The following is a 23,266-nucleotide window of genomic DNA, read 5'->3' as shown; positions in this document are numbered from 1 at the left end:
GCAATATGCATTTCACGACGAAACCTTCGCTGATGTCATATTATAATGGGGCTTATGGTCTGTACAGGGGCAATCCCTGTGTTTTATATTTAAATTAAACTTTTATTATTTCTCTAAAATATCATAGATCAGATCCATGATCTTGTCGCCTGCTTCTGCGGACATCTTCTGAGCCTCATCATACGAGCTGCCCTTGATTCCATAGTAGAACTTGATCTTTGGCTCTGTACCGGATGGTCTTACTGCAAGCCATGCATCATTCTCTAATTCATAGTAGAGAACATTTGAGTTCGGCATACCGGTCTTAACAGTTTCACCGGTCTCAAGGTTCTTGATCGTCTCCAGACGGTAGTCACGAACAACCTTTGTCTTATATCCGGCGATCTCTGCCGGTGTATTGTCACGAAGCACATTCATGATATGTCCGATCTTCTTTGAACCTTCTACACCCTTCAAAGTTACTGTCTTGATATCATCTACATAGTAGCCGTATTTCTCATACATATCCATCATAACATCCCATAAAGTCTTACCCTGTCCTTTATAGAATGCAGCAGCTTCGCAAAGTGCCATTGTTGCTACGATGGCATCCTTATCTCTTGCATGTGTTCCGATCAGACAGCCGTAGCTCTCTTCGAAACCAAAGAGGTAAGTTCCCTTTCCTTCCTGCTCGAAACGTAAGATCTCACGTCCGATGTTCTTGAAACCTGTGAAGCACTCGATCAGGTCTGTATTGTAATATTTTGCGATCGCATCAACCATGTTTGTTGTAACGATCGTCTTAATGATCGCACCATCCTCCGGCAGCTTGCCATCGCGTGCTTTCATCTGACTTACTTCATATTCACACAGAAGACTTCCTGACATGTTACCGGTAAATACCTTATATTCACCTGTCTTGGAATCCTTTGCATATACACCCAGTCTGTCTGCATCCGGATCAGTTGCAAGAACGAGGTCTGCATCTACTTTCTTTGCAAGATCAAGAGCAAGGGTAAATGCTTCCTTTGCTTCCGGATTTGGGTAATCAACTGTTGGGAAGTTACCATCCGGAAGTTCCTGTTCCGGAACAACATATACATTTTCAAATCCAAGATCAGAAAGAATTCTTCTTGCAGGAATATTTCCGGTACCATGAAGTGGTGTATATACGATCTTCAGATCCTTACCATATTTATCAATAGCATCCTGATGAAGAACCAGCTTCTTCAGTTCGCCCATATATGCATCATCAACTTCTGCACCGATCGTTACCAGAAGTCCTGCTTTGATCGCATCGATCATTTCCATTGTCTTAGTATCCGCAAAATCTGTAATGGCCTTAACCTCTGCCATGATTCCTGTATCATGTGGAGGTGTGATCTGCGCACCGTCTTCCCAGTATACTTTATAACCATTGTACTCCGGTGGGTTATGACTGGCTGTTACATTAATACCTGCTACACAATCCAGATAGCGAACTGCAAATGACAGCTCCGGTGTCGGACGTAAAGACTCGAATCTGTATGCCTTGATTCCATTTGCTGCAAGACATAATGCTGCTTCCATGGAAAACTCCGGTGACATTCTTCTGGAATCATATGCAATAGCAACACCCTTATCCTGTTTGCCCTGCTTGATGATATAATTTGCAAGACCCTGTGTTGCTTTACGGACAACGTACTTGTTCATTCTGTTTGTTCCGGCACCGATGATACCACGAAGTCCTGCAGTACCAAATACCAGATCACAGTAGAATCTTTCTTCTATCTCTTTTGGATCATCCTTGATTGAAAGAAGTTCATCCTTGGTCTCCTGACCAAATAATGGATTGTTGACCCACTGCTCATATACTTCCATATAATTGCGTTCGCTCATTTTAATATTTCCTCCTGTGCGTTCCTTTAAAACATTACACTTAATATATTTCCTAAATCCCAAAGTTAGATTTTCTCACACATGACATTATACATTCAAATTCCTAACTTGTGAACCCATAATGATTGCAAAAATCACTTAAAAATTTCTGCTTTTCTTGTTCATCTGTTATAAGTTTACTGAGTTTTTCAAGATTTGCAGGGGAAATCCAGCATTTTCTGGAGTTCATATAACGATTGCTGACCTTCCAGAACTTCTCCGGATAACTATATAATATGTAGATATATCGATAATCTTCTCCGGTAAGCGGCAGAATACGATCGTATTCTTCTATGATCTTCACCGCCATATTGAAGTTATAATTATTCTTTTCCATGACCTTCCGGATGAACTGATATAAGTCGATCAACTGATATCCGACATGAAACCGGTCGAAATTCACAGTCGCCAGATACCCCCCGCAAAATAACACACTATGGTAATTATATGCTCCATGGCAATATCCGATATGCCCGGCAATATTTGTCCGGTCGCAGGCATCCATCATCGCCTGGCAGTCGATTGCCTGTCTGTAAAATGCGTCATACGCTTCTATATATAAGAGCTCAAAATCATTCTTCGTCGGACGCTTTGAGATAAAGCTCCGGATTTTTTTCATTTCCTGCGTTTTTCGTCTGAAGTTGCCCGGCTCACGGTACGCATACGTTCTCCCCTCTTTTGCATACAGCTCACGCCCCCGGATATGAAATATCGCAAGATTTGCAGCCGCCTGATTCAGATCGCAGATACTTCCGGGATTACATTCCCGTCCCTCAAAATATTCCCGCATCACATATGGATTCCCGTAGCGGTCGCAGGTGATCAGCTCTCCTTCCCGGTTCGGCACGCAGCGGTCAATATGGTGAAATCCTGTCTCATACAGATTTTCCTTAAATTCCCGCTCCTGCTCCAGCCGTTCCTCGCTGCCGTCAAATGGAGATATCTGCCTGATTCCCTGATCCGTTTTCAGGATCATAGATCCCCGGCCTCTGACGGCACCCAGTATTTCCATGTCATATGCTTCGTAGACTTCACTCATTTTCTCAGACAAAAAATCCCCTCCTTGAATTGTCTTCATACTTTGTATGAATCGGAAATCCCGATAAGTAATTGTATGAGGGAACCTTCAAATTCATTCTTAATTTCTGTCCAGAAAATTTGCGCACTTTCTATAATCCACGTATTATATTCAAATAGTCTTGTCTGCCATCCACTACCGCATATACAATAACCGTTTTATTCTCTTCATTAATTTTATAAAAAACCAGATCCTTTTTTAGTATAAGGACTTTATATCCTTGTCGTTTAAGAACAAGGTATCTTGGATCTGTTCCAATATATGGATCATTTCCAAGTTCAAGAATTTTTTTCTCTATATAATCAAGTTGTTCCAAAGCTACTTCATTGCCAAAATTCTGAGCTATATATAAAATTATTTTTCTAATTCCTGCATCCGCAGTATCAGTTCGTATTACCTCATATTCCATACTTAGCCCTCCTGAAGCATTCTACGCAAATCATCAAATGTTTCAGTTATCGGTGCAACACGATTATTTTTTATATCATCCTCTGCCTCAGCTAATATTTCAAGTAACTCTATACGAGCTTTCATATTTTTATATTCTTCATATGAGAGGGCTACCGTATCACCTCTGCCATTTACTGTAATAATTACCGCTTCTTTATTTTCCTTACATTGTTTTGAAATATCATTATAATGGTTTCTTAAATCAGCCGATGGTCTGATTGATTCCTTTAATGTTAACATAAAAACCACCTCCGTTTATATTATATGCAAATTATATCATAATATGTCTATTTGTCCAATGTGTTTTACTGCCTGCAGGATTTCTTCGTTTCTTCGTTTTCCGAAATCGAACAAACCCATACGAATATACAGCAATGATAAATCCGTAGATCAATAAGAGCGGAATACTCAATGATCTCTTTCCATTTATAACTTGGGATCAACGGAATCTGGTGTGCCATCAGTGCTGCTGAGCTAATAACCCTTATTATCACTGTGACCCTCCTGATGAAAAATAAGAGCAAATACGGATATTAATCCGCTGTCCACTCCTTTAACGCTGCGGACAATCTGCGGTCAATATCTTTTCTGGTTGCCTCACATTCCTTTGGATAATCTTTTGCAGCCTTAAAGACAAATTTCAATACAAATTTGAGTCCAACCGGAAGTGCGATCCGAAGCAAAGTTTCCGGCAATACAAAGTGAGTACCATGTTCATAAACAAGAGCATCGTATTCACATGTATGTGGACGTTCCTTTAAACGCTGATCCATACGGCGGACATATTTGCCGGCCTCCCAGAAGCTGTCATCATCCGCACCGATCAGGAATAAGCGGCCTTTTATATTCTCGACCTTTACCATTTCTTCCTCTGTATGCGGTCTTGCCTTTTCCGAATCTATAAACAACCGGGTCGACCGTGTGATATCACCGGAGCCTTTTGTTTCCTCCTCAATCTTCTGCCAATACACCGGATGTTCATAGACAAATGGCATATAAGGCAGCGGCTTTCCCTGCCATGAAAGTGTGGATGCATTCGGTATCGGCCATTCCTTACATCCATCCTTTTCTCCCTGTTCAAATCCCTGCCATACAAAATCACTGGCAGTAAGTCCGATCGTCATCGTAATATCCGGGAAATAAGATGCTGCAACGATCGCATCCATTCCAGCCGTGCTCATTCCCATGATACCGATCTTCCGGTTTCCATGAGCCTGTAACCACTTTATCGCGGTCTGAATCCTTTCCAGAGGGTTGTTGACATGACTGTAATTTTTTCTGCCCGGAGATACACACATAGCATTTACGCCCTGTCTGTGAAGCCATTTTGCTCCACATTTCGCCATATAATCATTCGGATCATCCCCAAATAATCCGATCACGGCACAATCTGCCCCTTTGGGATTTTCGTAATACGTTCCATAAAATCCATCTTTTTCGTTTTCAAAAAATTGTTTTTTCATGTTGTTCTCCTGTCCCTAACACAAGTTAGTATATTCTAACATCCATGGACAGTATACTCTAAATGACTGCCAGATTCCACACTTTCTTACATTTTCTTATCATATTCATCTGCAATACAATATCGGCAGATCAGATCCGTAAGCGCATCGATGACTTTTTCTTTATCATAGTCATTTTCATAGAAAGTCACCTCATGCACAACGGACTCCAATGCACATTGAAGGATCAGGGATGTGGTCTTAAGATCAGAGATTCTGAGCATTTTTTTATTTGTCTCAAGCAGCGAGAAAAATGTCTGAAATGCACCTGCACGCGCCTTCGCTTCCAGTTCGTGCAAATCATCATACTGCAGGGATAAGGCGGATATCTCCTTCTGGAATGCCGTCATATGTTCATGATTATGCAGGATCAGAGCAACGTATCTTCTGACAAATTCCCGTGGAGATGTGATTTCAGATACATCCATAATCGTGATCTCCTGCAAAGACTCATTATAAAGATCCGTGATCAATTCCTCATATAACGACTTCTTATCAACAAAATAGCTGTAAAATGTGCCGATCGACACATTTGCTTTCTTTGCAATCTCATTACTGCTGGTATTATGAAACCCTTTTGTCGAGAACAGCTCGACCGCCGCTTTCTTCAGTGCTTCTTTTTTCTCAATACTTCTTTTCTGTTTTGGGATACGAATTTCTTCCGGCATGTGTTACTCCTTTATGTAAAAAACAATTCCGTTCATATAGTTTTACTGTTTCCAGTATAAGCATATAATAAAATAAAGTCAATAAAACATGAGTATATACTCACATTTCTATTGACAGCAAAATCCCGGCGTGATATTCTACAGCCATACATAATATGAGTTATAACTCACATTTCAAAAAATGGTATATTCTACGTTGCAGAGATATCATTTTTTTGAATACATTGATCGAACGATATGTGAAACTCATAAACAGCAAACTTTCAGATTATGGAAACCATACTGGCTTTTCAAACATATTGAAAGGAAATTTAGGAGGTAAAACATGATAAAGATCGAAAACTGGTCACCAGAAGATATAGCAAAATACGGCAGACTGATCGGGGAAGCATTTGCCGCATCTCCCGGAATTGCCGAGACGATACCACATGATGACCTCGTCAAATCTTTCGAGATCATTACTGAATTCTACTACCGGATGGGTACATTATATGCAACCTCCGAAAAATATGAAGGCTTCCTTGCATACTGGGATAAGAATACCAGACAGCCACTCGGGCCTGCCCTACATATGATCTGGAGAATGCTGTGCGAGATTCCATTTAAATCATTATTAAATATCGCAACCGGATCAAACGAGCAATATAAGAAATTATACCGCAAAGAAAAAGATTATATCGCCATCTCGATGGTAGTCGTCTTACAGGCTTACCAGGGACAGGGCTTCATGAAGAAGGTTCTGGAGCTGCCATTTGCAGAAGCCGCCAAACGTGGCTGCCCCTGCATTCTTGACACCGACAACATCCAAAAGGTTGTCAAATACGAACATTGCGGCATGACGAAAACTGCCGAGAAGAAGATGGCACATGATATCACGCTGTATACCATGGCATATCTCCCTACATCCGCATAAATCCGGACATCATACAACCGCCTGCCGCACCGGCTTCCATCACCTGTAGCAGGCGTTCTTCATTGATACCACCGATCGCATATACCGGAACCGGACAATTCGCACAGATCTCACGAACAAATTCCAGCCCTCTGCCCTTCAGCCCTTTCTTACATTCTGTCTCAAATATCGTTCCAAGCACGATCTGTGTCGCTCCGCTCTTAACTGCAAGCTCGACATCCTCCATGCTGTGACAGGACACACTGATCTCTTTAAAATTCGTTGTCAGTGCATCACGCCAGACATCTGACAAATCCTGCAACACAGGAATCGACAAATGAATATTCTCACAGCCAAGCCGTTCTGCAATCTCCATTCTGGAATGTAGAAAGACAGGTATGCCTGCCGTTTTGTATATTTCTAAAACCTTCGCTGCAAGCTTCTCATATTCTGCATCCGGCAGATCTTTTTCCCGCAGGATCAATGCATGTGGATGCACCTGAGCGACCTTTTGAAGCTGTTCCAGAAAGTCTCCGTTTACCAGCGCGCGATTGGTGATCACGATCGCATGCTCATAACATTTACACATAGATATAATCGTTTAAGACCGGCTGTAAGCCGCCCTTCTCCATATCCTGATACATGGATGCAAAGGAACGATCATCGTTGATCTCGAACTGCTCATCTCCTACATCCTCATCCTCTTTGCCCTCGTATTTTTCTTCATGATCACCGATACCGGTCGATACTCCGGCAGAAACCTTCGTTGCACAGATCTTTGCGATTCCGTTTCGGAATGTTGCGCTCTCACGGCTCGATACCGTGATTCCGGCAAATGGCAGGAACATCCGATATGCACAGAGCACCTGACAGAGCTCCTTCTCACCTACATCCCTTGGATTGATCTTCTCATTATTCACGATCGGACGCAGACGCGGACAGCTCAATGATAATTCTGCATGAGGATATTTGCGGTTGATATAGTAGACATGAAGTGCTGTCGCCAGTGCATCCTTTCTGAAATCATCCAGTCCCAGAAGTGCTGAGAATCCGGCTCCACGCATGCCGCCCATCAGCGCACGCTCCTGCGCATCAAAACGATACGGCCAGACACGCTTATGTCCCATCAGATGCAAGGTCTCGTATTTATCTGTGTTGTATGTCTCCTGAAAAACAGTCACATAATCAACACCACATTCATGCAGATATTTGTATTCATCCACATTTACCGGGTAGATCTCGATTCCGATATTCTTAAAATATTTTCTTGCGATCTTCACCGCTTCCCCGATATATGTAACATCCGAATATGCCCGGCTCTCGCCTGTCAGGATCAGAATTTCTTCCATGCCGGTATGCGCAATAACCTGCATCTCATGCTCGATCTCCTCCATCGTCAGCTTCTTCCGGCGAATGTTGTTATAACAGTTGAAACCACAGTAAATGCAGTAGTTCTGGCAATAGTTTGCAATATAAAGCGGTGTGAAGATATAGACCGTATTTCCAAAATGATTCTTCGTGATCTCCTCTGCTTTCCTTGCCATCTGTTCCAGATACGGTGCTGCTGCCGGTGACAGCAATGCCTTAAAGTCCTCGATCGTACAGCTCTCATGTGACAGCGCACGTTCTACATCTGCCGCAGTATAGGAATCATAGTCATATGCATCCATAGCCGCAAGTACTTTGTCCTTGATATCCGAATCGATCACCTGCATGCCTTCCATATATTCCATATGATTTGTCCGGAACGATGCATCCTGTTCCAGACGATGCTTGCGCGCTAGCGCTTCCTGTGGAAGCTTGTCACTGTCAACAAAATATACCTGATTTTCTTCATTCATTTCCGACTGCCCCCTAACGCAAGAAACCTGTCAAAGGATCCGATGCACTTCCGCCTCTTGCAAGTACACGTCCCATTCCGGTCAGGTATGCTTTTCTTCCGGCTTCGATTGCAAGCTTAAATGCTGCCGCCATCTCCGGTACATCACCTGCTGTTGCAATGGCTGTATTTGCCATGATCGCAGCTGCACCCATTTCCATCGCTTCACATGCCTGAGATGGTTTTCCGATGCCGGCATCCACGATGATCGGCAGGTCGATCTCATCGATCAATACCTGGATCATAGCCTTTGTCGCAAGCCCCTTATTACTTCCAATCGGAGCTGCAAGCGGCATAACAGCAGCCGCACCTGCATTCTGAAGATCCCTTGCTACATTTAAATCCGGATTCATATATGGCAGTACCACGAAGCCTTCCTTTGCAAGGATCTCGGTTGCTTTCACAGTCTCATAATTATCCGGAAAAAGGTATTTTGCATCACGCATGATCTCTACCTTTACAAAATTGCCGCAGCCCATTGCCCGGCTAAGTCTTGCGATGCGGACAGCCTCTTCGGCATTTCTTGCACCGGAGGTATTCGGAAGCAGGGTAACTCCTTCCGGAATATAGTCCAGAATATTCTCACTTTCCTGTGTATTTGCACGTCGTAATGCAAGGGTGATAATCTCTGCCCCTCCCTGTTCGACTGCTGCCTTGATCAGATTCAGGTTGTATTTGCCTGATCCTAAAATGAAACGGCTCTTGAATTCCTTGCCGCCTAAGATGAATTTATCTTCCATGTTGTCTCCTTTTCTCTGCAGAGAAATAAATGTTAGAGTTATATATATTATAATACTCGTATACCTTGACATTACCAACCAAGGGACGCTTCCGCTCGTTGAGTCCTGCAGCGGTACTAAGATGCCGCTTATGCGCCATCAAGTACCGGCGGACTCAAATGCCCTTGTTTTGGTATATCAAGGCATCCGAGTATCATGTAATCTCCAATTTTCTCTAACATTTATTTCTCCATTATCAATTGTAATACTTTGTTTGCTTCATGAGCTGCGCAGGCAGCTACCCGTGGGGCGATGAGTCCTATACCGTCGCCGACATCGGTGCTCTGATCTCCGCACACATACAGGCGGCGCATCATCTGGCGGGTTTGTATCGCATTCGTATCTGCATACCCTGCCATGCCATTTCCTGATACAACAGTTGCATCCGGACACTGCATCAGTAGTTCACGCACCAGCATTGCCTTCTGATCCGGTTTGTCAAATGCTTCACACACGATAGGATATTCACCGAATAACTCCTTTACATTGTCCGGTGTTACTTTCGTCTGCACGGTCTCATACGTCAGATATGGATTGATCTGATACAGGGTTTCGAGCAGGGCTTCCGTCTTCGGCTTCCCGAGCTGGGATATAAAGTACATCTGACGATTGAGATTCGTCACATCCACCACATCGAAATCCACCAGAAGCAAATGTCCGACGCCGCTTCTTGCAAGCATGACTGCAATATTTGACCCCAGTCCACCGATACCTGCAACAGCCACCTTCGCCGCACGTAACTTTACCTGCATCTCTTTCAGAAATCTTGCATCAAATGCACGATCCAGTTCTTCCTGTGAGATCAGCTCCTGCATTTTCTTCTGCATCTCTGTCATGTCTCAACCTCCACCAACAAATCGTAATACTTCGATCACATCTTCATCCTGAATGATCGTATTGCCAAGTCCATCTTTTGGAATAATGTCGAGATTCCGTTCTACAACGACACGTTCCGGCTCAAATCCGGCTTCCTTCAAATATTCCAGAAGATTCTTACCGGCAATCTCTTTTTCTTCACCATTGATTTTTACCATGTATGTTCTCCTATCTTTCATAATTACACATTTTTTGCACTACAGGACATATGCCCTGTAACACAAAAAGGCACCGGATCATATAACCATAACGGTATGATCCGGCGCCTGTTATCTTCCTTGTGAAAAGTGGTGCCCCCAGTTCACAAATATTCATATGAAATTATTTTACCTTATGCAGGGTATTTGTGCAAGGACTTATTCATCTCACTATTGCAAACCGGAGTTTATTAAAGACGATTACCACTCATCTACTTCTATAAGTTTTTCCTGCAATGTCTCCTCAAGATCTGTAAAAGCTGGAATAAAACTATCTCGTATAAACACGATCAATTCATCAATTTCTTCCTCGTTATATATATGAATTGATGTATTTCTTTTTTTCAACATCAGCAGCCAAACAGATGAGTCGTTCACAAATCCGACTTTATACCCGACCTGTAATATTTCTCTTGGCGAACCTGTTTCCGCTCCTTCTACTCCATGCATTCTCAGCACTTCCTGCAATGCTTTCCAGGCAAGTTCAAAAGTCAGATTAAACTGCCCAACAACACCCATTCGATATATATCATTGCTGTCTGCAAGTTCAAAATCTGCTTGCTTTAATATATCAAGGCAATTTGCAAAATTATCTAGTTTTTTCATATATAACAACCCCATCCCTTTCAATTTCTTTTTTTAATTCTTCCGTAACCCTTGAATTCATATCAACCACATCAAAAGAAAGGAGCGAATGGATGTTTTCTTTTATATTCCAATAAAAAGAATCAAAATCCCCACCGTACACAGCTAAATCCACATCACTTCTCTCTGTATGATCTCCTCTTGCCCGAGATCCAAACAAAACTATTTTTATAATTGAATTTTCTTTTGCAAACACTGTAATTTCCTTTATAACTCTATCCGGAAGATTATATGCCATTTGTCTCCCTCCATAACGGATAATTCTTCTCTCAGTTTACCACAGCATATTTTATTTTTCTATAGGCATATTCATACAGTATCATGAGGATTTTTTAAGGATATATTTTTGAATATTTTCATCCTACATCTTAAAAATCTGCTTTGCCTTGCCATTTGTAAATTGTATAACCGGTCCTGAAATTATAACTGTGATGATCGTACATGCTCCAAACTTTCCTCCCAAAAGCACGCCTGTCACGACCATTAAAATATCTAATATCATACGAACGATCTTAACCTGCCAGTTATTTTTCTCTGCCAATGCAAAGGTTACTGCTTCATAAGAACCTCTGCCAAGAGATGCAGATGCATACAGACCTGTTCCAACTGCAAATAAGACCACACCTGCCAGCATAATGAAGAAATTTATCCACATGTATTTGCTGTATATATGGCATTTTGCAAATACATCCACACACCCACTGTACACAACCTGATACAAAAATGTTCCTATATGAATCTGCGACCTGTCATAAATAGCCGCAAATAAGATCATCACAACAGCTACAACAAACGAAGCCATTCCGATACTTATATGAAATGTTTCTGAAATACCCTGCCACAAAACTGCAAGTGTTGCGCCTCCAAATCCCGCATACAAGGCAAGTGTGATTCCATAAGCTGCAATAACAGAACCTACTATAATTATCACTATTTTTTTCAACCAATTCTTTGATGACATCATGTTCTTCCTCCATCTTCTGTAATTACATAAATAAAAAAGACTATAGAGCATACTGTTATGTTCAGAAACAGCAAAATCTATAGTCTTCTTTAACGCCGAGACAAGCATTTATATTGTTCTATATATACTGCATTGTATTGTTTTTGTCAATCTTACAAAGCTGAAGGATTAGACTTTTCATTCACCTGTCCTGAATTCCGCTCATCCATATTGCACAGACACGGAACAAATTCAAAACAGTTTTCCCTCTTACCGAGCTTACAGATACCACATTCGTAGTTTATCCTAATTTTTCTACCTTGTTTCTCTGTATTTTCTTCAAAAATACATATCCCGCTAAGCATGAGATAAATTCTGTAATCGGGAACGCCCACCAGATCAACGAAACACCTATCTGACCATTTCTTACAAAGACAGAAAAAATCGCTGCCAATGGCAATATGATCACAAGCTGTCTGAGAAGTGATATGACAAGCGACTCAAGGCCGCCATTCAATGCCTGATAGATTCCCTGATATGCCACATTGATTCCGGCAAATATAAAACTGATCGAGATAATTCTCATTGCACCGATAAAATACGCTCTTGACTGACCTGCATTGAACAGCGAAGCAAAGGCATTTGGAAAAATCTCTGTGATGAGAACGCCCAGGATCATCAATGCTATGGTATAAATAAGACCATAGCGGATTCCATCTTTGATCCTTTTCTTGCTTCCCATGCCATATGCAAAAGCTATGATCGGCGTGATTGCATCTCTCAGTCCAAATGCAAGGAACAATACAAACTGCTGCACCTTATAAAACAATCCATATGCCGTCTGGGCGGAAGGATTGAACTTTAAAATAAGATTCATCGCATAAACCATAATTGACATAAGTGCCTGTGCAATGATAGCAGGAAGACCAATGGAATATATCTCTTTCATAGTTCTGGCACTTGGCTTCATATGTTTTATTCCATGTTCAAATTCCTTATTTAACTTCAGATGAAATACCAGAAGCAAACCGGCAGATACGATCTGTCCTATGACGGTAGCATATGCGGCTCCCGCTACTCCCATTTCCGGAACAGGTCCGATACCATAAATCATGATCGGGTCAAGAATAATATTTATAACAGCTCCCGCAACCTGACCGATTGTTGAATAAAGGGAACGTCCTGTTGCCTGTAATAATTTTTCAAATAATGAAAAGAAGACAATGCCAAAGGACAACACACAGCAGACCCGCAAATATGTTGTTCCCATCGAGATAACTTCCGGATCAACGGTCTGAGATGAGATGTAGGCTTTCACTCCAAAGATACCAAATAACAGACATACCACATAAATAATTCCACCAAGAAATAAGCTGTTGCCTGCGACTCTTGCTGCTTTTTTCATATCTCTCTGCCCAAGTGTCATGGCAAGAAGTGCATTTGTTCCTACACCTGTTCCGATTCCCACAGCCACCATAAGCATCTGAACCGGAAATACCAGTGTGAGTGCATTTAATGCTGCTTCACTCCCCACCTTCATATTGCCTACAAATGCACTGTCCACGATATTATAGACCGCCTGTAATGCCATCGACAGGATCATCGGTATTCCCATCTGAACCATCAGCTTATTTACCGGCATCTCCCTCATCTTATTACTTTCCGCCATCTTAATTTAATCCTCCTTTTTTCACATAAAAAAAGTGTGTACTTATCTTATAAGTTGGACTTACGCTGATAAGCTACACACTTTTTAATGGCAATATATAATTAAAAAAAAGAGCAGCAAAACTGGATTTACGCATGTTTGCTACTCGTTCAAGACGTTATTATATTTCTCATTTTCGAAAAAGTCAAACGAAAAATTGGGATGGCTTTAATCCGACAATCCATCCAGTGAATTGCAGAAAGATAAAAACCGTCTGTTAAATTTCTCGTCCATATTGCCTGATATCCTCCAATAATAACTGATTCCTACAGGTATCCATATTCACTAAATCCACACTGAAAAGTGTTGGCAATTCTTCCACTTTTTCAACAAGTGATTCAAAGTTATCCACACCCGAAACAGCAATATCAATATCGCTTCTTTCCATCGCTGTACCTTTTGCCCTTGAACCATATAATATTACTTCTTGCACTACTCCACAATCTTAACTCTGCCCGACTTTCTTGGTTTGCTGTGTGGCTGCTCCTTTGATACATAACTTCCAGCCAGATGAGTGCGGTTAAAATATGCCATATGAAACCAACTCCTTATTTCTCTTATCTCGGACAAATAATGATCCGGCGTTTTTTTGCTACACTCATAGCTTACATTGAAATATCACGCAAAAAAGTACGCGCTTTTTTATTACATAGTCACCTTTTCGTAACCACTTACTTCATTAAAAAAGATCCAGCATATTATCCAGATAGACAACCTCCCGAACGTGCAGTTGATATTCCGGTTTTGTCATGTAATAAAGCAAAAATTCCAAGATCAATGCACTGCCAAGGCTTCGCCCTTCAATCTTAAAATGAGAAAATCCCATCGGCAGATATGTTTCTTTTATATCATTGATTCCGATAAATCCCGGATTTGTCATTGCCTTTGAAAAACGATAACCGCCCATGACATCTGAAGCCGTACACTCATGCTCCGGGCAATCCTCTCCAAGATTCTTGCGACTGACCGTTTCATAACATTTGCGTCTGTCCTTACACCCAAAGGAACAACATTCATTACACAGGAATTCCACTTTATCCCTCTGCGACTGTGTCAGTGTTTCCCATTTTTCCCATGCCTTATTCAATCGGAAATCCGGCACAACATAACGGAAATCTTCCCGATCTGTCTCCTTTACCAACTCCTCAAAATCTGTCAGAACCTTTGTAGTCGATGATACAAAATAAAAACCCGGATACTGCTTTTTTAGGTAATCTAACAACAGCTCCGAATGGACGATCACCCCATTTTCTGCCTTTCCGTTTTTCTCAAATAATCTGCAAAGCTCGTTACATCTCTTATCCGCCAGATGCTCCTCACAAAGCAGGGAGTTGCTGAAGGTCAATCGGGCTGAGATTCCATACTCGTCCATCAATTCCCGTACATCCTCCGGATCACAATCACCATATCCAACACGTCCGCCACCCCACAGACAGTCCGCCGGAGCACCATAGATCGAACCGATCTCGCACCAGTCATAGAAATATTCTCTGTGCTCCCGGAACAATGGCAGGAATACACGATACAGCTCATAGAATTCGAACAGCCCCGGTAAATGATAATATGCTGTTTTATCTGCATGAATGCATGCGTTTTTCGGTGCTTTACTAAATGTAATTGTAAATGGCTTCTGCATATATTACCTCATTTTATACTTTTTTTACATTTTCCTTTATTTTATACTTTTTTACAAGATAATTTCTATAAAGTAAGAACGCCGATAGTTCCCGACTCTCGAACGTGACCATTATATAAGAAAAAGCAACCCGGCAAACATGATCACCCCGATTACATTTGCTTTTGCCGGAAGTTTTGTTGGCAGGATCACGATTGCAAGCGGCAGCAGATTAAAAATACATGCCCATGCCGGAAGTGAAGTTTTTCCTGTCACAACAGCAATAAAAAATGCTGCCGCAAATACCAACATTCCCAGATATCCCAGATACATCGTATAACAGGTTGTCTTAAAGAAATCCCATACCGCGTGCAGAGCTTCTTCTGTCAGATTTAATTTTACAAAAAACCATTCAACCAGACAACAGAACAGATGATGCAATGCAAGATTGATAAACATGACAAGTGTTGTTATTAGCATGATCAGATAATATGTTTCTGAATACTGCTGCATCCAATCACAAAGAGCTATGTATCCGAATATCTCAAGCGTCATTGCACACACGCCCAACAACATCGCAACCGACAGATTCTTCAGTGGCATTCCATGAAAGGCTACCTTGGATTTTTCATAATCCTTAAAATTTGTCAGATTGACTTTTCCATTTGGAGCATATGTCAGAAATCCATCTGAAATCCCACACAATATATGCCCGATCAATGCCATCACCATAAATATTTTCCACTGTAACATAATATCTATTCTCCTTTATAAAAAAAATATGCCAATGCAGTTAGCCTCTGCTAACTATATTAGCATATTCTTCATCAACCATGCAAATGCTTTCGCCGTCCGGATCACCATATTAAATTATAAACGTTTCCAGATCATCCGGGATCAGAAGATTCCCACTGAAATATTTTCTTCCTTCTTCATAATACAATTCTTTTCGATGTGAAAGATTCCGATCCTCTGTATGATACAGCAGCAGATTTTTCACATGCAATTCTTCTGCAAACTCACAGGCATTTTTCACTGTTGAATGATGCTTCTCGTATGGATGGAATATATCCGCCTGACCATCCAGACAAAATGCTTCGTGCAACAACCATGTACTGTTCTCTGCATACTTCTTTTCACATGGATTGTATGGTTCATCTCCGCAGCAGGTTAATCTCTCTCCATCTCCCAGTTCCATGCAGAAACCGAACTGTTTCGCTTTTGTGGATTGGATATCAAAAAATGTAACCCGTTTATTCAAAATTTCAACAGACTCTCCATTTTTAACTGCTATCAGATGCAGCCGTTTACCGATAAAATCTGTCTCTTTCTTTGGCAGAAGTTTTCTGGCCAGATCAAGCAGCAGATCAATGACTTCATCATGTGCATATATCACAGCTTCGCCTTCATATTCGCCCTGCTTCATATGCTGGCATATCATACGGATCATCCATATGATACCCGTAATGTGATCGATATGTTTATGTGTCACAAAGATAGTTCTAACCTCTTTCCAGTCAATTCCGGCATGCTTTAACTGATGCAGAATGGCACTTCCACCGCCACCATCCACCATAAAATATTTCTCATTTTCCTGCAACACAAAACAGGTGTTATAACATTCCGTAACAAGTGCACTTCCTGTTCCAAGCATCGTAACATTCATAAAGTATCACCTTCCTCTGATCGTTCCTTTTGTTCTTTCCATCACCCATGCAAATGCTTTCGCCGTCCGGATTCCCGGTTCTTTAAAATGATTTCCCTGATTCCATTCCAGTATACTGTCAATCTCCTGCTCCTGTAGCCATCCATACAATTCCCGGATACAATCGCCTACCGTAGCCATAACCTGATTCTTCGTTCTTTCTTCCCGATCACCAAGACTCAGATAAACAACCGGGCTTGCAATCCCATATTCTTTCACATACGAAAGAAATCCCGGAAACCAAACTGATGGGGATGCTGACGCTATCCCGGCAAACCTGTCCGTCTGGCAGGATGCCCAAAGTGCAAACAGTCCTGCAAGGGAATATCCACCGAGATAATAAGTCTTTCTTTCATCCTTGCACAATTCCAATATCTGCACCAGTAACGCCGATGCGCCCTCGCCAAAATTTTCATTTCCAAATACAGCAGGTGCTCTCCACGGAGACAGATCCTGATTCCAGCTATCTACTTTAACTGCGACCATCTGAAATTCCAGAGAAGTCCTCTTCTTTATCTCTGAAACCTCATTTTCTATATCATGCACATCATGATCTCCCACTGGCTGAATCAATACAATATTTGCTTCCGGATCACCATATTTATATACAACCATTTTTGCTCTCCAAATTTAAGTATATTATTATAATATCTGAAACACCACCACTCCGCAAACACATAATATACTTCCCTTTCTCCTGAAATACCGGACAAAATAGCGCTATCTGATCAAGGCACTTCGATTATATTGCTGACTCTGATATACGTTCCATTTATATATGCCTCAAGCCAGATCGATGTATCCGGATATGTATATTCTGCCGGCAGCTGCAATTCACCTTCTGCTGCTCTGTCCAAAAGAAGCGAACCATCCCGCTCAATATGCCAGCCCAGATTATCATATCCTTCAACTTCATCTCTTATGATCACGCCATTTTCATAAGTCAGGGTAAATGCTTCAACAACCGGTGTTTCTGCAATTAACTGATATCTGTGTGAAAAATACCGGATACTTCCAAATCTTCCGTTTTCCTTTTTATACACAACCGTTGCATCGCAGTCTCTGAAATTAATACCGGCTTCCCTGCCAACGATCGAGCCGGTTTCAGGTCCGGGTGTTCCAACCATACCTGATACATTTACATTTATCCAGTCTTCAGAACCATAAATTTCTCCGCCTGCAATTCCTACATACGTTCCTCCAGACACATATGCCTTTTCAAAAGTGATATTCTTCACCTGCAAGGAATAAGAATATCCTACAAATCCGCAATGTCCACCGTATTTTGTATCTATATGCATATTTTTTATTATATGATTTTGTCCATCTATAAGCCCCACAAATGTAGTGTACTCAAGATATCTATCTGGTCTGTACCATCCGCCCATCGGAACCCATTCCAGACCGTCAAGATCTATATCCGCCTCAAGGTAGAGTTCCACGGAATCATTATACCCTTTGACTGCATTGACATAATACACAACTCCAGCCAGTTGTTCCTTTGTTTCTACATGAAACACGGGAGCATTTTCTAATGCCCAGTCCGTGTCCGCAATCTCCATGATCGAGCCGGTATCCCCATAATTTTCCCAGTCTGTTTTTGTCGGATCATAGTCCTTGTTGTTATAGGTTTTCAAGTTACCTCGTCCGGCAGCATACTCCGGATCTGGATACGGATAGTCCCCATAAACACTGTCCTCTGAGTCTGCATATGAATATTCTTCATAAGTACTGTCTTCCCGATTTGTATCTGTATAATTCTCGTATATTGATTTTGGAATAAATATGCCGAAAAGCACTCCGAATAAAATTATAAATATTTTCCACATAGTAATTTCCCCTTTCCCATTATATAAACCCTATCTTTTTGTTACTACTGTATCAAAGACATATTTTTCTTTTATCTGCTTTAACATCTCCATATGCGGCATCTGCAAATGCTTCTGCTGATCCTCCTCCGATTCCCATTCCTCTACGAGCAGCAGTTTGTCCGGATCTTCGACATCCTCATAATAATTATATGACACACATCCTTTTTCCTTCCGAATCTGATCTAAAATCCCGGATGCCATCACAGCCTCAACAAATTTCCCTCTCATCCCTGATTGTGTTGTATATCTGACAAGCAAAACGATGTTTCTCATTTTTTCTCTCCTGTTATTTAGCCCCGTCAGCTTATGTATTACTTGCTTTCCTTCATGTCAAACAGATTTTCCCTTAATACACAGTTACCTCAATGTTTCACCCAGAATTATAAATTTTCCGCCGCATATAGCTTCCTTGTCTGTTTCCGGTTACGCCGGCGTCCCAACCTCGATCAGATTTCCATCCAGATCATAGAAACGAACCACCTTCTGTCCCCAACTGTGAACCATAAGTGGATTTACATATTCAATCGATGGATATAACCGCTCCAGCTTTTCAACAAAAGCTTCGATATCCCGCTCCTCAAAATATAGCTCGGTGGAATTATTGTGGGATATCACATCTCTTTTAAGAAAATCTTTCCATATCCTCTCATCCTGCAATACTAATCCTTCCGTCAGAATCAGATTTCCGTCATTATCTAATATTGGTTCGAGTTCAAACAGATCATGGTAAAATTGCTTTGACCGTTCAATATCTTTCACAACAATTAACACATTCCTCAGTCTCATTCTACACCTCCATATTTTTATCTGTTTTAAATAATCTCCTGTCTTTCACATAAAATGTCACATTTACCTTCGGACTCAAACAGGCACTCGTATTTACCGGCACTATGCATCTCATTACGAAATCTTGGGTAATGTCAATATATAATTAGCTGGATGCAGTTATAATTCCACCTTTATTTTTTTACTTCTTAATATATTTATCTGCCATAGACAGCAGCGTTTCTCTGTTGTTCAACTCAGGACTGCCAAGCACCTGATTCAGAAGCTCCTGCAGGATATCGCCGATCTCTTTTCCCGGCTTTACGCCAAGTGCGATCAAATCCTTTCCATTGATGGCAAGCTGTTTAATCGTCAGACAATCTTTCGCATCCGTGATCTCCTGATACAATTTCTCCAGATGCTCGATGCTGCCTCTCCGTTCTTCTAACTTATAATCACTCTGCGCCGCCATATCCGCCCGGCGAATCTTGATATAATAAGGGAAGAAATCTGCTCCCATCCTGCTGAGTGCTTTTCGGAAGGTTGTCTTTTTCAACATCTCCCCTAAACCATAATCATGCCACAGCACCATCTTGCATACCAGATCTGTCGTTTCATTGTCAAACCGCAGTCTGCGAAGCACCTTACGGGCAATCTCTGCCCCCTTCTCATTATGTCCATAGAAATGGTCGATACCATTTTCATCCACTGTATGACATTCCGGCTTTCCCACATCATGAAGCAGCGCAGCCCATCTGCATACTGTAGTTGGCTCAATAACCTTAACTGCTTCCATCGAATGAACTCCTACGTTGTATTTGTGGTATGGATTGTTCTGCGGCTGTTCCATCATTCGGTCAAATTCCGGCAGGATATATGCTGTTATACCTGTCACATATGCTTCCATCAATTTCTCCGGATGCGCAGAAGTCAGCAATTTGTCAAGCTCCACGCGGATACGTTCGGCACTGATATCCTGTAAGAACTGTGCCCGCAGGATCATCGCCTTTCTGGTATCCCTCTCGATTGTGAAATCAAGCTGGCCTGCAAACCGGATCGCCCGAAGGATTCTCAGGGCATCTTCGTCAAACCGTGCCAGCGGATCACCGACCGCCTTAATGACCTTATTGTCCAGATCATCCATTCCACCGAACAGATCGATCACACCTGCTGAAGGACTGTATGCCATAGCGTTGATCGTAAAATCCCTACGCTTCAAGTCTTCTTCTAAATTCGCAGTAAATTCCACAGAATCCGGTCTTCTGTGATCGGAATATTCTCCATCCACCCGGTAGGTGGTTACTTCATATGCCTCTTTACCAAACATAACCGTAACCGTACCATGCTTAATTCCAGTATCGATCGTCCGTCTGAATAACGCCTTTACCTGTTCCGGTCTTGCTGCTGTCGTAATATCCCAGTCTCCCGGTTCTCTGCCAAGAATACTGTCTCTCACACAGCCACCAACAATATAGGCTTCATATCCGGCAGCTTCCAGTGTCTCTATTACCTTTTTCGCATTCTCCGGCATCCTGATCTCCATATCACAACCTCCTCCTTGGGTATTTCTATGCCTTTCTGTACACAATACCATTACTTTATTTTTTGATAGGGTATCTCTCATCTTCTCTTCTAGTATACCCTATGATCTATCCTTCTCTTGGGTATCACTTCTGTTTCTTAGCTGTCATACCCACGCGCCTGCCCTTCTCTTGGGTATCACTTCTGTTTTCTAGCTGTCATACCCACATGCCTACCTCTCACTTGGGTATCATTTCTGTTTCTTAGCTGTCATACCCACATGCCTATCTCTCTCTTGGGTATCACTTCTGTTTCTTAGCTGTCATACCCACATGCCTACCTCTCACTTGGGTATCACTTCTGTTTTCTAGCTGTCATACCCGTATGCCTACCTCTCACTTGGGTATCACTTCTGTTTCTTAGCTGTCATACCCGTATGCCTATCCTTCGTCTGGGTATTAACAAGCTTTTTCATCCAATATACCCTCAAGCGTCATCATCTATACCATATACTTCATGATTGCGCCATCATCTATGCCATATTTCATGATATCAATTGAAAACAGCATATTCCATCCCAAATATATATTACATTAAAATAGGTGATAACAATCTATTAATATGTTTGTTATCACCTATTGCAAGTATCATAAATTCTGCAAAATCAAATACACTACTTATCTATCATCTGCTAATGGCTACTCTTTCTTTTATCATACTTTGCCAAAGTATACCATCGTCTTTGCCGATGTTCCTCTTAGTATGCCTTGCCAAAGTATACCATCGTCTTTGCAGGCTTACCGCAATGTACACAGACATCGGACAGATGCTCCTGCTCAAATGGCATACATCTGGTTGTTGCACCGGTCTCATCCTTGATCGCTTCCTCACAGGCTCTGTCGCCACACCACATAGCTTTGATGAATCCCTGCTTTCTTGTCAGAATGTCAGTGAATTCTTCCCAGTTATGAGCCTCATGTGTATTGGCATCTCTGTGAGCAGTTGCCTTTGCAAGCATGTCTGCCTGCATCTTCTCAAGGATCTCTCCAACTGCTTCTGTAATATTATCTAATGACACAACTGTCTTTTCTCTGTTATCACGACGTACGATAACTGCCTGACCAGCTTCGATATCCTTTGGTCCGATCTCGATACGAACCGGAATGCCGCGCATCTCCTGCTCAGAGAATTTCCAGCCTGGGTTCTTATTAGAATCATCCAGCTTAACTGTGAACTTCTCAGAAAGAGCTGCCTTGACCTCCTGTGCCTTTTCAAGAACGCCTTCCTTCTTCTGGTTGATCGGAATGATCATAACCTGTGTAGGAGCGATTCTTGGTGGAAGCACCAGACCGCTGTCATCACCATGAACCATGATGATCGCGCCGATAATTCTGGTTGACATACCCCATGAAGTCTGGTGTACATACTGTAATTTATTATTTGCGTCTGTATACTGAACGCCAAATGCCTTGGCAAATCCATCTCCGAAATTATGGCTTGTTCCGGACTGAAGTGCCTTACCATCATGCATCAGAGCTTCGATCGTATAAGTAGCCTCTGCACCTGCAAACTTCTCTTTATCTGTCTTACGTCCCTTGATCATAGGAATAGCCAGAACCTGCTCACAGAAATCAGCATAGACATTTAACATCTGGATGGTTCTTTCCTCTGCTTCTTCTGCTGTAGCATGTGCCGTATGACCTTCCTGCCATAAGAATTCCATCGAACGAAGGAAAGGTCTGGTTGTCTTTTCCCAACGAACAACTGAACACCACTGGTTATAAACCTTTGGAAGATCTCTATATGAATGAATGATATTCGAATACAGATCACAGAACAGAGTCTCTGATGTAGGTCTTACACATAAACGCTCCGGAAGTGGATCCAAGCCACCCTGTGTTACCCATGCAACTTCAGGTGCAAATCCTTCTACGTGATCCTTCTCCTTCTGAAGAAGACTTTCAGGAATGAACAATGGCATATATACATTTTCTACGCCTATTTCCTTGAATCTTCTGTCGAGTTCCTTCTGTATATTTTCCCAGATGGCATAACCGGCCGGTCGTAAAATCATGCATCCTCTTACACTTGAATAATCTGTAAGCTCTGCTTTCTTTACAACATCTGTGTACCACTGGGCAAAATCTTCGTCCATGGAAGTAATAGCCTCTACTAATTTCTTTTCATTAGCCATCTCAATTTTCTCCTTTATATACTCATAAAATAATTCTATCGTGTAACCTTTTAAATGTGTCTGACATCTATACCTGTCTTTT

General features: G+C 41.8%; 27 protein-coding genes. 1 reads left to right on the top strand and 26 read right to left on the bottom strand.

Annotated features, from left to right (window positions below; all coding sequences use genetic code 11):
• Positions 1-105 precede the first annotated feature (105 nt).
• The 7 genes from LK416_11670 to LK416_11640 all read right to left on the bottom strand — a co-directional run bounded on the left by LK416_11670 (position 106) and on the right by LK416_11640 (position 5,594).
• A complete protein-coding gene (locus LK416_11670; protein ID UEA74301.1) occupies positions 106-1,857 on the bottom strand; it encodes a phospho-sugar mutase in 1,752 nt (583 codons plus the stop codon).
• 103 nt (positions 1,858-1,960) lie between these two features.
• Positions 1,961-2,947 (bottom strand): hypothetical protein, encoded by a 987-nt coding sequence (locus LK416_11665; GenBank protein ID UEA74300.1) that lies wholly within the window; start codon positions 2,945-2,947, stop codon positions 1,961-1,963.
• Positions 2,948-3,065: 118 nt separating this feature from the next.
• The gene (locus tag LK416_11660; protein ID UEA74299.1) at positions 3,066-3,383 is read right to left on the bottom strand and encodes a type II toxin-antitoxin system RelE/ParE family toxin; all 318 of its coding nucleotides are present in this window, start codon (positions 3,381-3,383) and stop codon (positions 3,066-3,068) included.
• A gap of 2 nt (positions 3,384-3,385) precedes the next feature.
• Positions 3,386-3,664 carry a type II toxin-antitoxin system Phd/YefM family antitoxin gene (locus tag LK416_11655; GenBank protein ID UEA74298.1) on the bottom strand — a complete coding sequence of 93 codons (279 nt, stop codon included), beginning with the start codon at positions 3,662-3,664 and terminating at the stop codon, positions 3,386-3,388.
• Positions 3,665-3,729: 65 nt separating this feature from the next.
• Positions 3,730-3,918 carry a hypothetical protein gene (locus tag LK416_11650; GenBank protein ID UEA74297.1) on the bottom strand — a complete coding sequence of 63 codons (189 nt, stop codon included), beginning with the start codon at positions 3,916-3,918 and terminating at the stop codon, positions 3,730-3,732.
• Positions 3,919-3,957: 39 nt separating this feature from the next.
• Positions 3,958-4,887 carry an acyl-CoA thioester hydrolase gene (locus tag LK416_11645; GenBank protein ID UEA74296.1) on the bottom strand — a complete coding sequence of 310 codons (930 nt, stop codon included), beginning with the start codon at positions 4,885-4,887 and terminating at the stop codon, positions 3,958-3,960.
• A gap of 86 nt (positions 4,888-4,973) precedes the next feature.
• Entirely contained in the window at positions 4,974-5,594 is a 621-nt protein-coding gene (locus LK416_11640) for a TetR/AcrR family transcriptional regulator (protein ID UEA74295.1), read from the bottom strand.
• Between the two features lie 325 nt (positions 5,595-5,919).
• Between LK416_11640 and LK416_11635 the strand changes: the two genes are divergently transcribed.
• Positions 5,920-6,507 (top strand): GNAT family N-acetyltransferase, encoded by a 588-nt coding sequence (locus LK416_11635; GenBank protein UEA74294.1) that lies wholly within the window; start codon positions 5,920-5,922, stop codon positions 6,505-6,507.
• Here LK416_11635 and LK416_11630 read toward each other — a convergent pair.
• From LK416_11630 to proS, 19 genes are all read right to left on the bottom strand, one after another.
• Entirely contained in the window at positions 6,494-7,075 is a 582-nt protein-coding gene (locus tag LK416_11630) for a thiamine phosphate synthase (protein ID UEA74293.1), read from the bottom strand. The two genes, LK416_11635 and LK416_11630, sit on opposite strands and share 14 nt — an antisense overlap.
• A complete protein-coding gene (thiH, locus tag LK416_11625) occupies positions 7,068-8,327 on the bottom strand; it encodes a 2-iminoacetate synthase ThiH (protein UEA74292.1) in 1,260 nt (419 codons plus the stop codon). The genes LK416_11630 and thiH overlap by 8 nt, the downstream gene beginning before the upstream one ends.
• 13 nt (positions 8,328-8,340) lie before the next feature.
• Entirely contained in the window at positions 8,341-9,105 is a 765-nt protein-coding gene (locus LK416_11620) for a thiazole synthase (protein UEA74291.1), read from the bottom strand.
• A gap of 221 nt (positions 9,106-9,326) precedes the next feature.
• Positions 9,327-9,980, bottom strand: coding sequence for a sulfur carrier protein ThiS adenylyltransferase ThiF (gene thiF, locus LK416_11615; GenBank protein ID UEA74290.1), 654 nt, complete (start codon positions 9,978-9,980; stop codon positions 9,327-9,329).
• 3 nt (positions 9,981-9,983) lie between these two features.
• Positions 9,984-10,178 (bottom strand): sulfur carrier protein ThiS, encoded by a 195-nt coding sequence (thiS, locus tag LK416_11610; GenBank protein UEA74289.1) that lies wholly within the window; start codon positions 10,176-10,178, stop codon positions 9,984-9,986.
• Positions 10,179-10,418: 240 nt separating this feature from the next.
• On the bottom strand, positions 10,419-10,823 hold the full coding sequence (locus LK416_11605; protein ID UEA74288.1) for a nucleotidyltransferase substrate binding protein: 405 nt from the start codon (positions 10,821-10,823) through the stop codon (positions 10,419-10,421).
• Complete coding sequence (locus LK416_11600; protein UEA74287.1) at positions 10,807-11,100, bottom strand: nucleotidyltransferase domain-containing protein; 294 nt, start codon at positions 11,098-11,100, stop codon at positions 10,807-10,809. Before LK416_11600 ends, LK416_11605 begins: the two co-directional genes overlap by 17 nt.
• A 123-nt stretch (positions 11,101-11,223) precedes the next feature.
• Positions 11,224-11,823 carry a YitT family protein gene (locus LK416_11595; GenBank protein ID UEA75916.1) on the bottom strand — a complete coding sequence of 200 codons (600 nt, stop codon included), beginning with the start codon at positions 11,821-11,823 and terminating at the stop codon, positions 11,224-11,226.
• A 283-nt stretch (positions 11,824-12,106) separates the two neighbouring features.
• Complete coding sequence (locus LK416_11590; protein UEA74286.1) at positions 12,107-13,474, bottom strand: MATE family efflux transporter; 1,368 nt, start codon at positions 13,472-13,474, stop codon at positions 12,107-12,109.
• Between the two features lie 256 nt (positions 13,475-13,730).
• Positions 13,731-13,946: a nucleotidyltransferase domain-containing protein gene (locus tag LK416_11585; GenBank protein UEA74285.1), complete on the bottom strand. Its 216-nt coding sequence runs from the start codon at positions 13,944-13,946 to the stop codon at positions 13,731-13,733.
• A gap of 246 nt (positions 13,947-14,192) precedes the next feature.
• Positions 14,193-15,149 (bottom strand): hypothetical protein, encoded by a 957-nt coding sequence (locus tag LK416_11580; GenBank protein ID UEA74284.1) that lies wholly within the window; start codon positions 15,147-15,149, stop codon positions 14,193-14,195.
• A 111-nt stretch (positions 15,150-15,260) separates the two neighbouring features.
• Positions 15,261-15,881 (bottom strand): hypothetical protein, encoded by a 621-nt coding sequence (locus LK416_11575; protein UEA74283.1) that lies wholly within the window; start codon positions 15,879-15,881, stop codon positions 15,261-15,263.
• 112 nt (positions 15,882-15,993) lie between these two features.
• Positions 15,994-16,794 (bottom strand): MBL fold metallo-hydrolase, encoded by an 801-nt coding sequence (locus tag LK416_11570; protein ID UEA74282.1) that lies wholly within the window; start codon positions 16,792-16,794, stop codon positions 15,994-15,996.
• Between the two features lie 6 nt (positions 16,795-16,800).
• Positions 16,801-17,448, bottom strand: coding sequence for an esterase (locus tag LK416_11565; protein UEA74281.1), 648 nt, complete (start codon positions 17,446-17,448; stop codon positions 16,801-16,803).
• Between the two features lie 113 nt (positions 17,449-17,561).
• A complete protein-coding gene (locus LK416_11560; GenBank protein ID UEA74280.1) occupies positions 17,562-18,662 on the bottom strand; it encodes a hypothetical protein in 1,101 nt (366 codons plus the stop codon).
• A gap of 30 nt (positions 18,663-18,692) precedes the next feature.
• Entirely contained in the window at positions 18,693-18,977 is a 285-nt protein-coding gene (locus LK416_11555) for an antibiotic biosynthesis monooxygenase (GenBank protein UEA74279.1), read from the bottom strand.
• Positions 18,978-19,127: 150 nt separating this feature from the next.
• Positions 19,128-19,490, bottom strand: a complete 363-nt coding sequence (locus LK416_11550; protein UEA74278.1) for a VOC family protein — start codon at positions 19,488-19,490, stop codon at positions 19,128-19,130.
• A gap of 181 nt (positions 19,491-19,671) precedes the next feature.
• Positions 19,672-21,012 (bottom strand): CCA tRNA nucleotidyltransferase, encoded by a 1,341-nt coding sequence (locus LK416_11545; protein ID UEA74277.1) that lies wholly within the window; start codon positions 21,010-21,012, stop codon positions 19,672-19,674.
• A 735-nt stretch (positions 21,013-21,747) separates the two neighbouring features.
• Entirely contained in the window at positions 21,748-23,184 is a 1,437-nt protein-coding gene (gene proS, locus LK416_11540) for a proline--tRNA ligase (protein ID UEA74276.1), read from the bottom strand.
• Positions 23,185-23,266 lie beyond the last annotated feature (82 nt).

It is taken from the genome of Lachnospiraceae bacterium GAM79 (assembly GCA_020735665.1).
In the GTDB taxonomy this organism is placed as follows: Bacteria; Bacillota; Clostridia; order Lachnospirales; family Lachnospiraceae; genus Coprococcus.
Note: the sequence above shows the minus strand (reverse complement) of the source record. Positions and strands in the feature narration are given on the sequence as shown.

Excerpts from the sequence above, each read along its gene's own strand:
- LK416_11670 (UEA74301.1), bottom strand. The coding sequence starts at position 1,857 with ATGAGCGAACGCAATTATATGGAAGTATATGAGCAGTGGGTCAACAAT.
- LK416_11660 (UEA74299.1), bottom strand. The coding sequence starts at position 3,383 with ATGGAATATGAGGTAATACGAACTGATACTGCGGATGCAGGAATTAGA.
- LK416_11655 (UEA74298.1), bottom strand. The coding sequence starts at position 3,664 with ATGTTAACATTAAAGGAATCAATCAGACCATCGGCTGATTTAAGAAAC.
- LK416_11645 (UEA74296.1), bottom strand. The coding sequence starts at position 4,887 with ATGAAAAAACAATTTTTTGAAAACGAAAAAGATGGATTTTATGGAACG.
- LK416_11640 (UEA74295.1), bottom strand. The coding sequence starts at position 5,594 with ATGCCGGAAGAAATTCGTATCCCAAAACAGAAAAGAAGTATTGAGAAA.
- LK416_11635 (UEA74294.1), top strand. The coding sequence starts at position 5,920 with ATGATAAAGATCGAAAACTGGTCACCAGAAGATATAGCAAAATACGGC.
- LK416_11630 (UEA74293.1), bottom strand. The coding sequence starts at position 7,075 with ATGTGTAAATGTTATGAGCATGCGATCGTGATCACCAATCGCGCGCTG.
- thiH (UEA74292.1), bottom strand. The coding sequence starts at position 8,327 with ATGAATGAAGAAAATCAGGTATATTTTGTTGACAGTGACAAGCTTCCA.
- LK416_11620 (UEA74291.1), bottom strand. The coding sequence starts at position 9,105 with ATGGAAGATAAATTCATCTTAGGCGGCAAGGAATTCAAGAGCCGTTTC.
- thiF (UEA74290.1), bottom strand. The coding sequence starts at position 9,980 with ATGACAGAGATGCAGAAGAAAATGCAGGAGCTGATCTCACAGGAAGAA.
- thiS (UEA74289.1), bottom strand. The coding sequence starts at position 10,178 with ATGGTAAAAATCAATGGTGAAGAAAAAGAGATTGCCGGTAAGAATCTT.
- LK416_11605 (UEA74288.1), bottom strand. The coding sequence starts at position 10,823 with ATGAAAAAACTAGATAATTTTGCAAATTGCCTTGATATATTAAAGCAA.
- LK416_11600 (UEA74287.1), bottom strand. The coding sequence starts at position 11,100 with ATGGCATATAATCTTCCGGATAGAGTTATAAAGGAAATTACAGTGTTT.
- LK416_11595 (UEA75916.1), bottom strand. The coding sequence starts at position 11,823 with ATGTCATCAAAGAATTGGTTGAAAAAAATAGTGATAATTATAGTAGGT.
- LK416_11590 (UEA74286.1), bottom strand. The coding sequence starts at position 13,474 with ATGGCGGAAAGTAATAAGATGAGGGAGATGCCGGTAAATAAGCTGATG.
- LK416_11580 (UEA74284.1), bottom strand. The coding sequence starts at position 15,149 with ATGCAGAAGCCATTTACAATTACATTTAGTAAAGCACCGAAAAACGCA.
- LK416_11575 (UEA74283.1), bottom strand. The coding sequence starts at position 15,881 with ATGTTACAGTGGAAAATATTTATGGTGATGGCATTGATCGGGCATATA.
- LK416_11570 (UEA74282.1), bottom strand. The coding sequence starts at position 16,794 with ATGAATGTTACGATGCTTGGAACAGGAAGTGCACTTGTTACGGAATGT.
- LK416_11565 (UEA74281.1), bottom strand. The coding sequence starts at position 17,448 with ATGGTTGTATATAAATATGGTGATCCGGAAGCAAATATTGTATTGATT.
- LK416_11560 (UEA74280.1), bottom strand. The coding sequence starts at position 18,662 with ATGTGGAAAATATTTATAATTTTATTCGGAGTGCTTTTCGGCATATTT.
- LK416_11555 (UEA74279.1), bottom strand. The coding sequence starts at position 18,977 with ATGAGAAACATCGTTTTGCTTGTCAGATATACAACACAATCAGGGATG.
- LK416_11550 (UEA74278.1), bottom strand. The coding sequence starts at position 19,490 with ATGAGACTGAGGAATGTGTTAATTGTTGTGAAAGATATTGAACGGTCA.
- LK416_11545 (UEA74277.1), bottom strand. The coding sequence starts at position 21,012 with ATGGAGATCAGGATGCCGGAGAATGCGAAAAAGGTAATAGAGACACTG.
- proS (UEA74276.1), bottom strand. The coding sequence starts at position 23,184 with ATGGCTAATGAAAAGAAATTAGTAGAGGCTATTACTTCCATGGACGAA.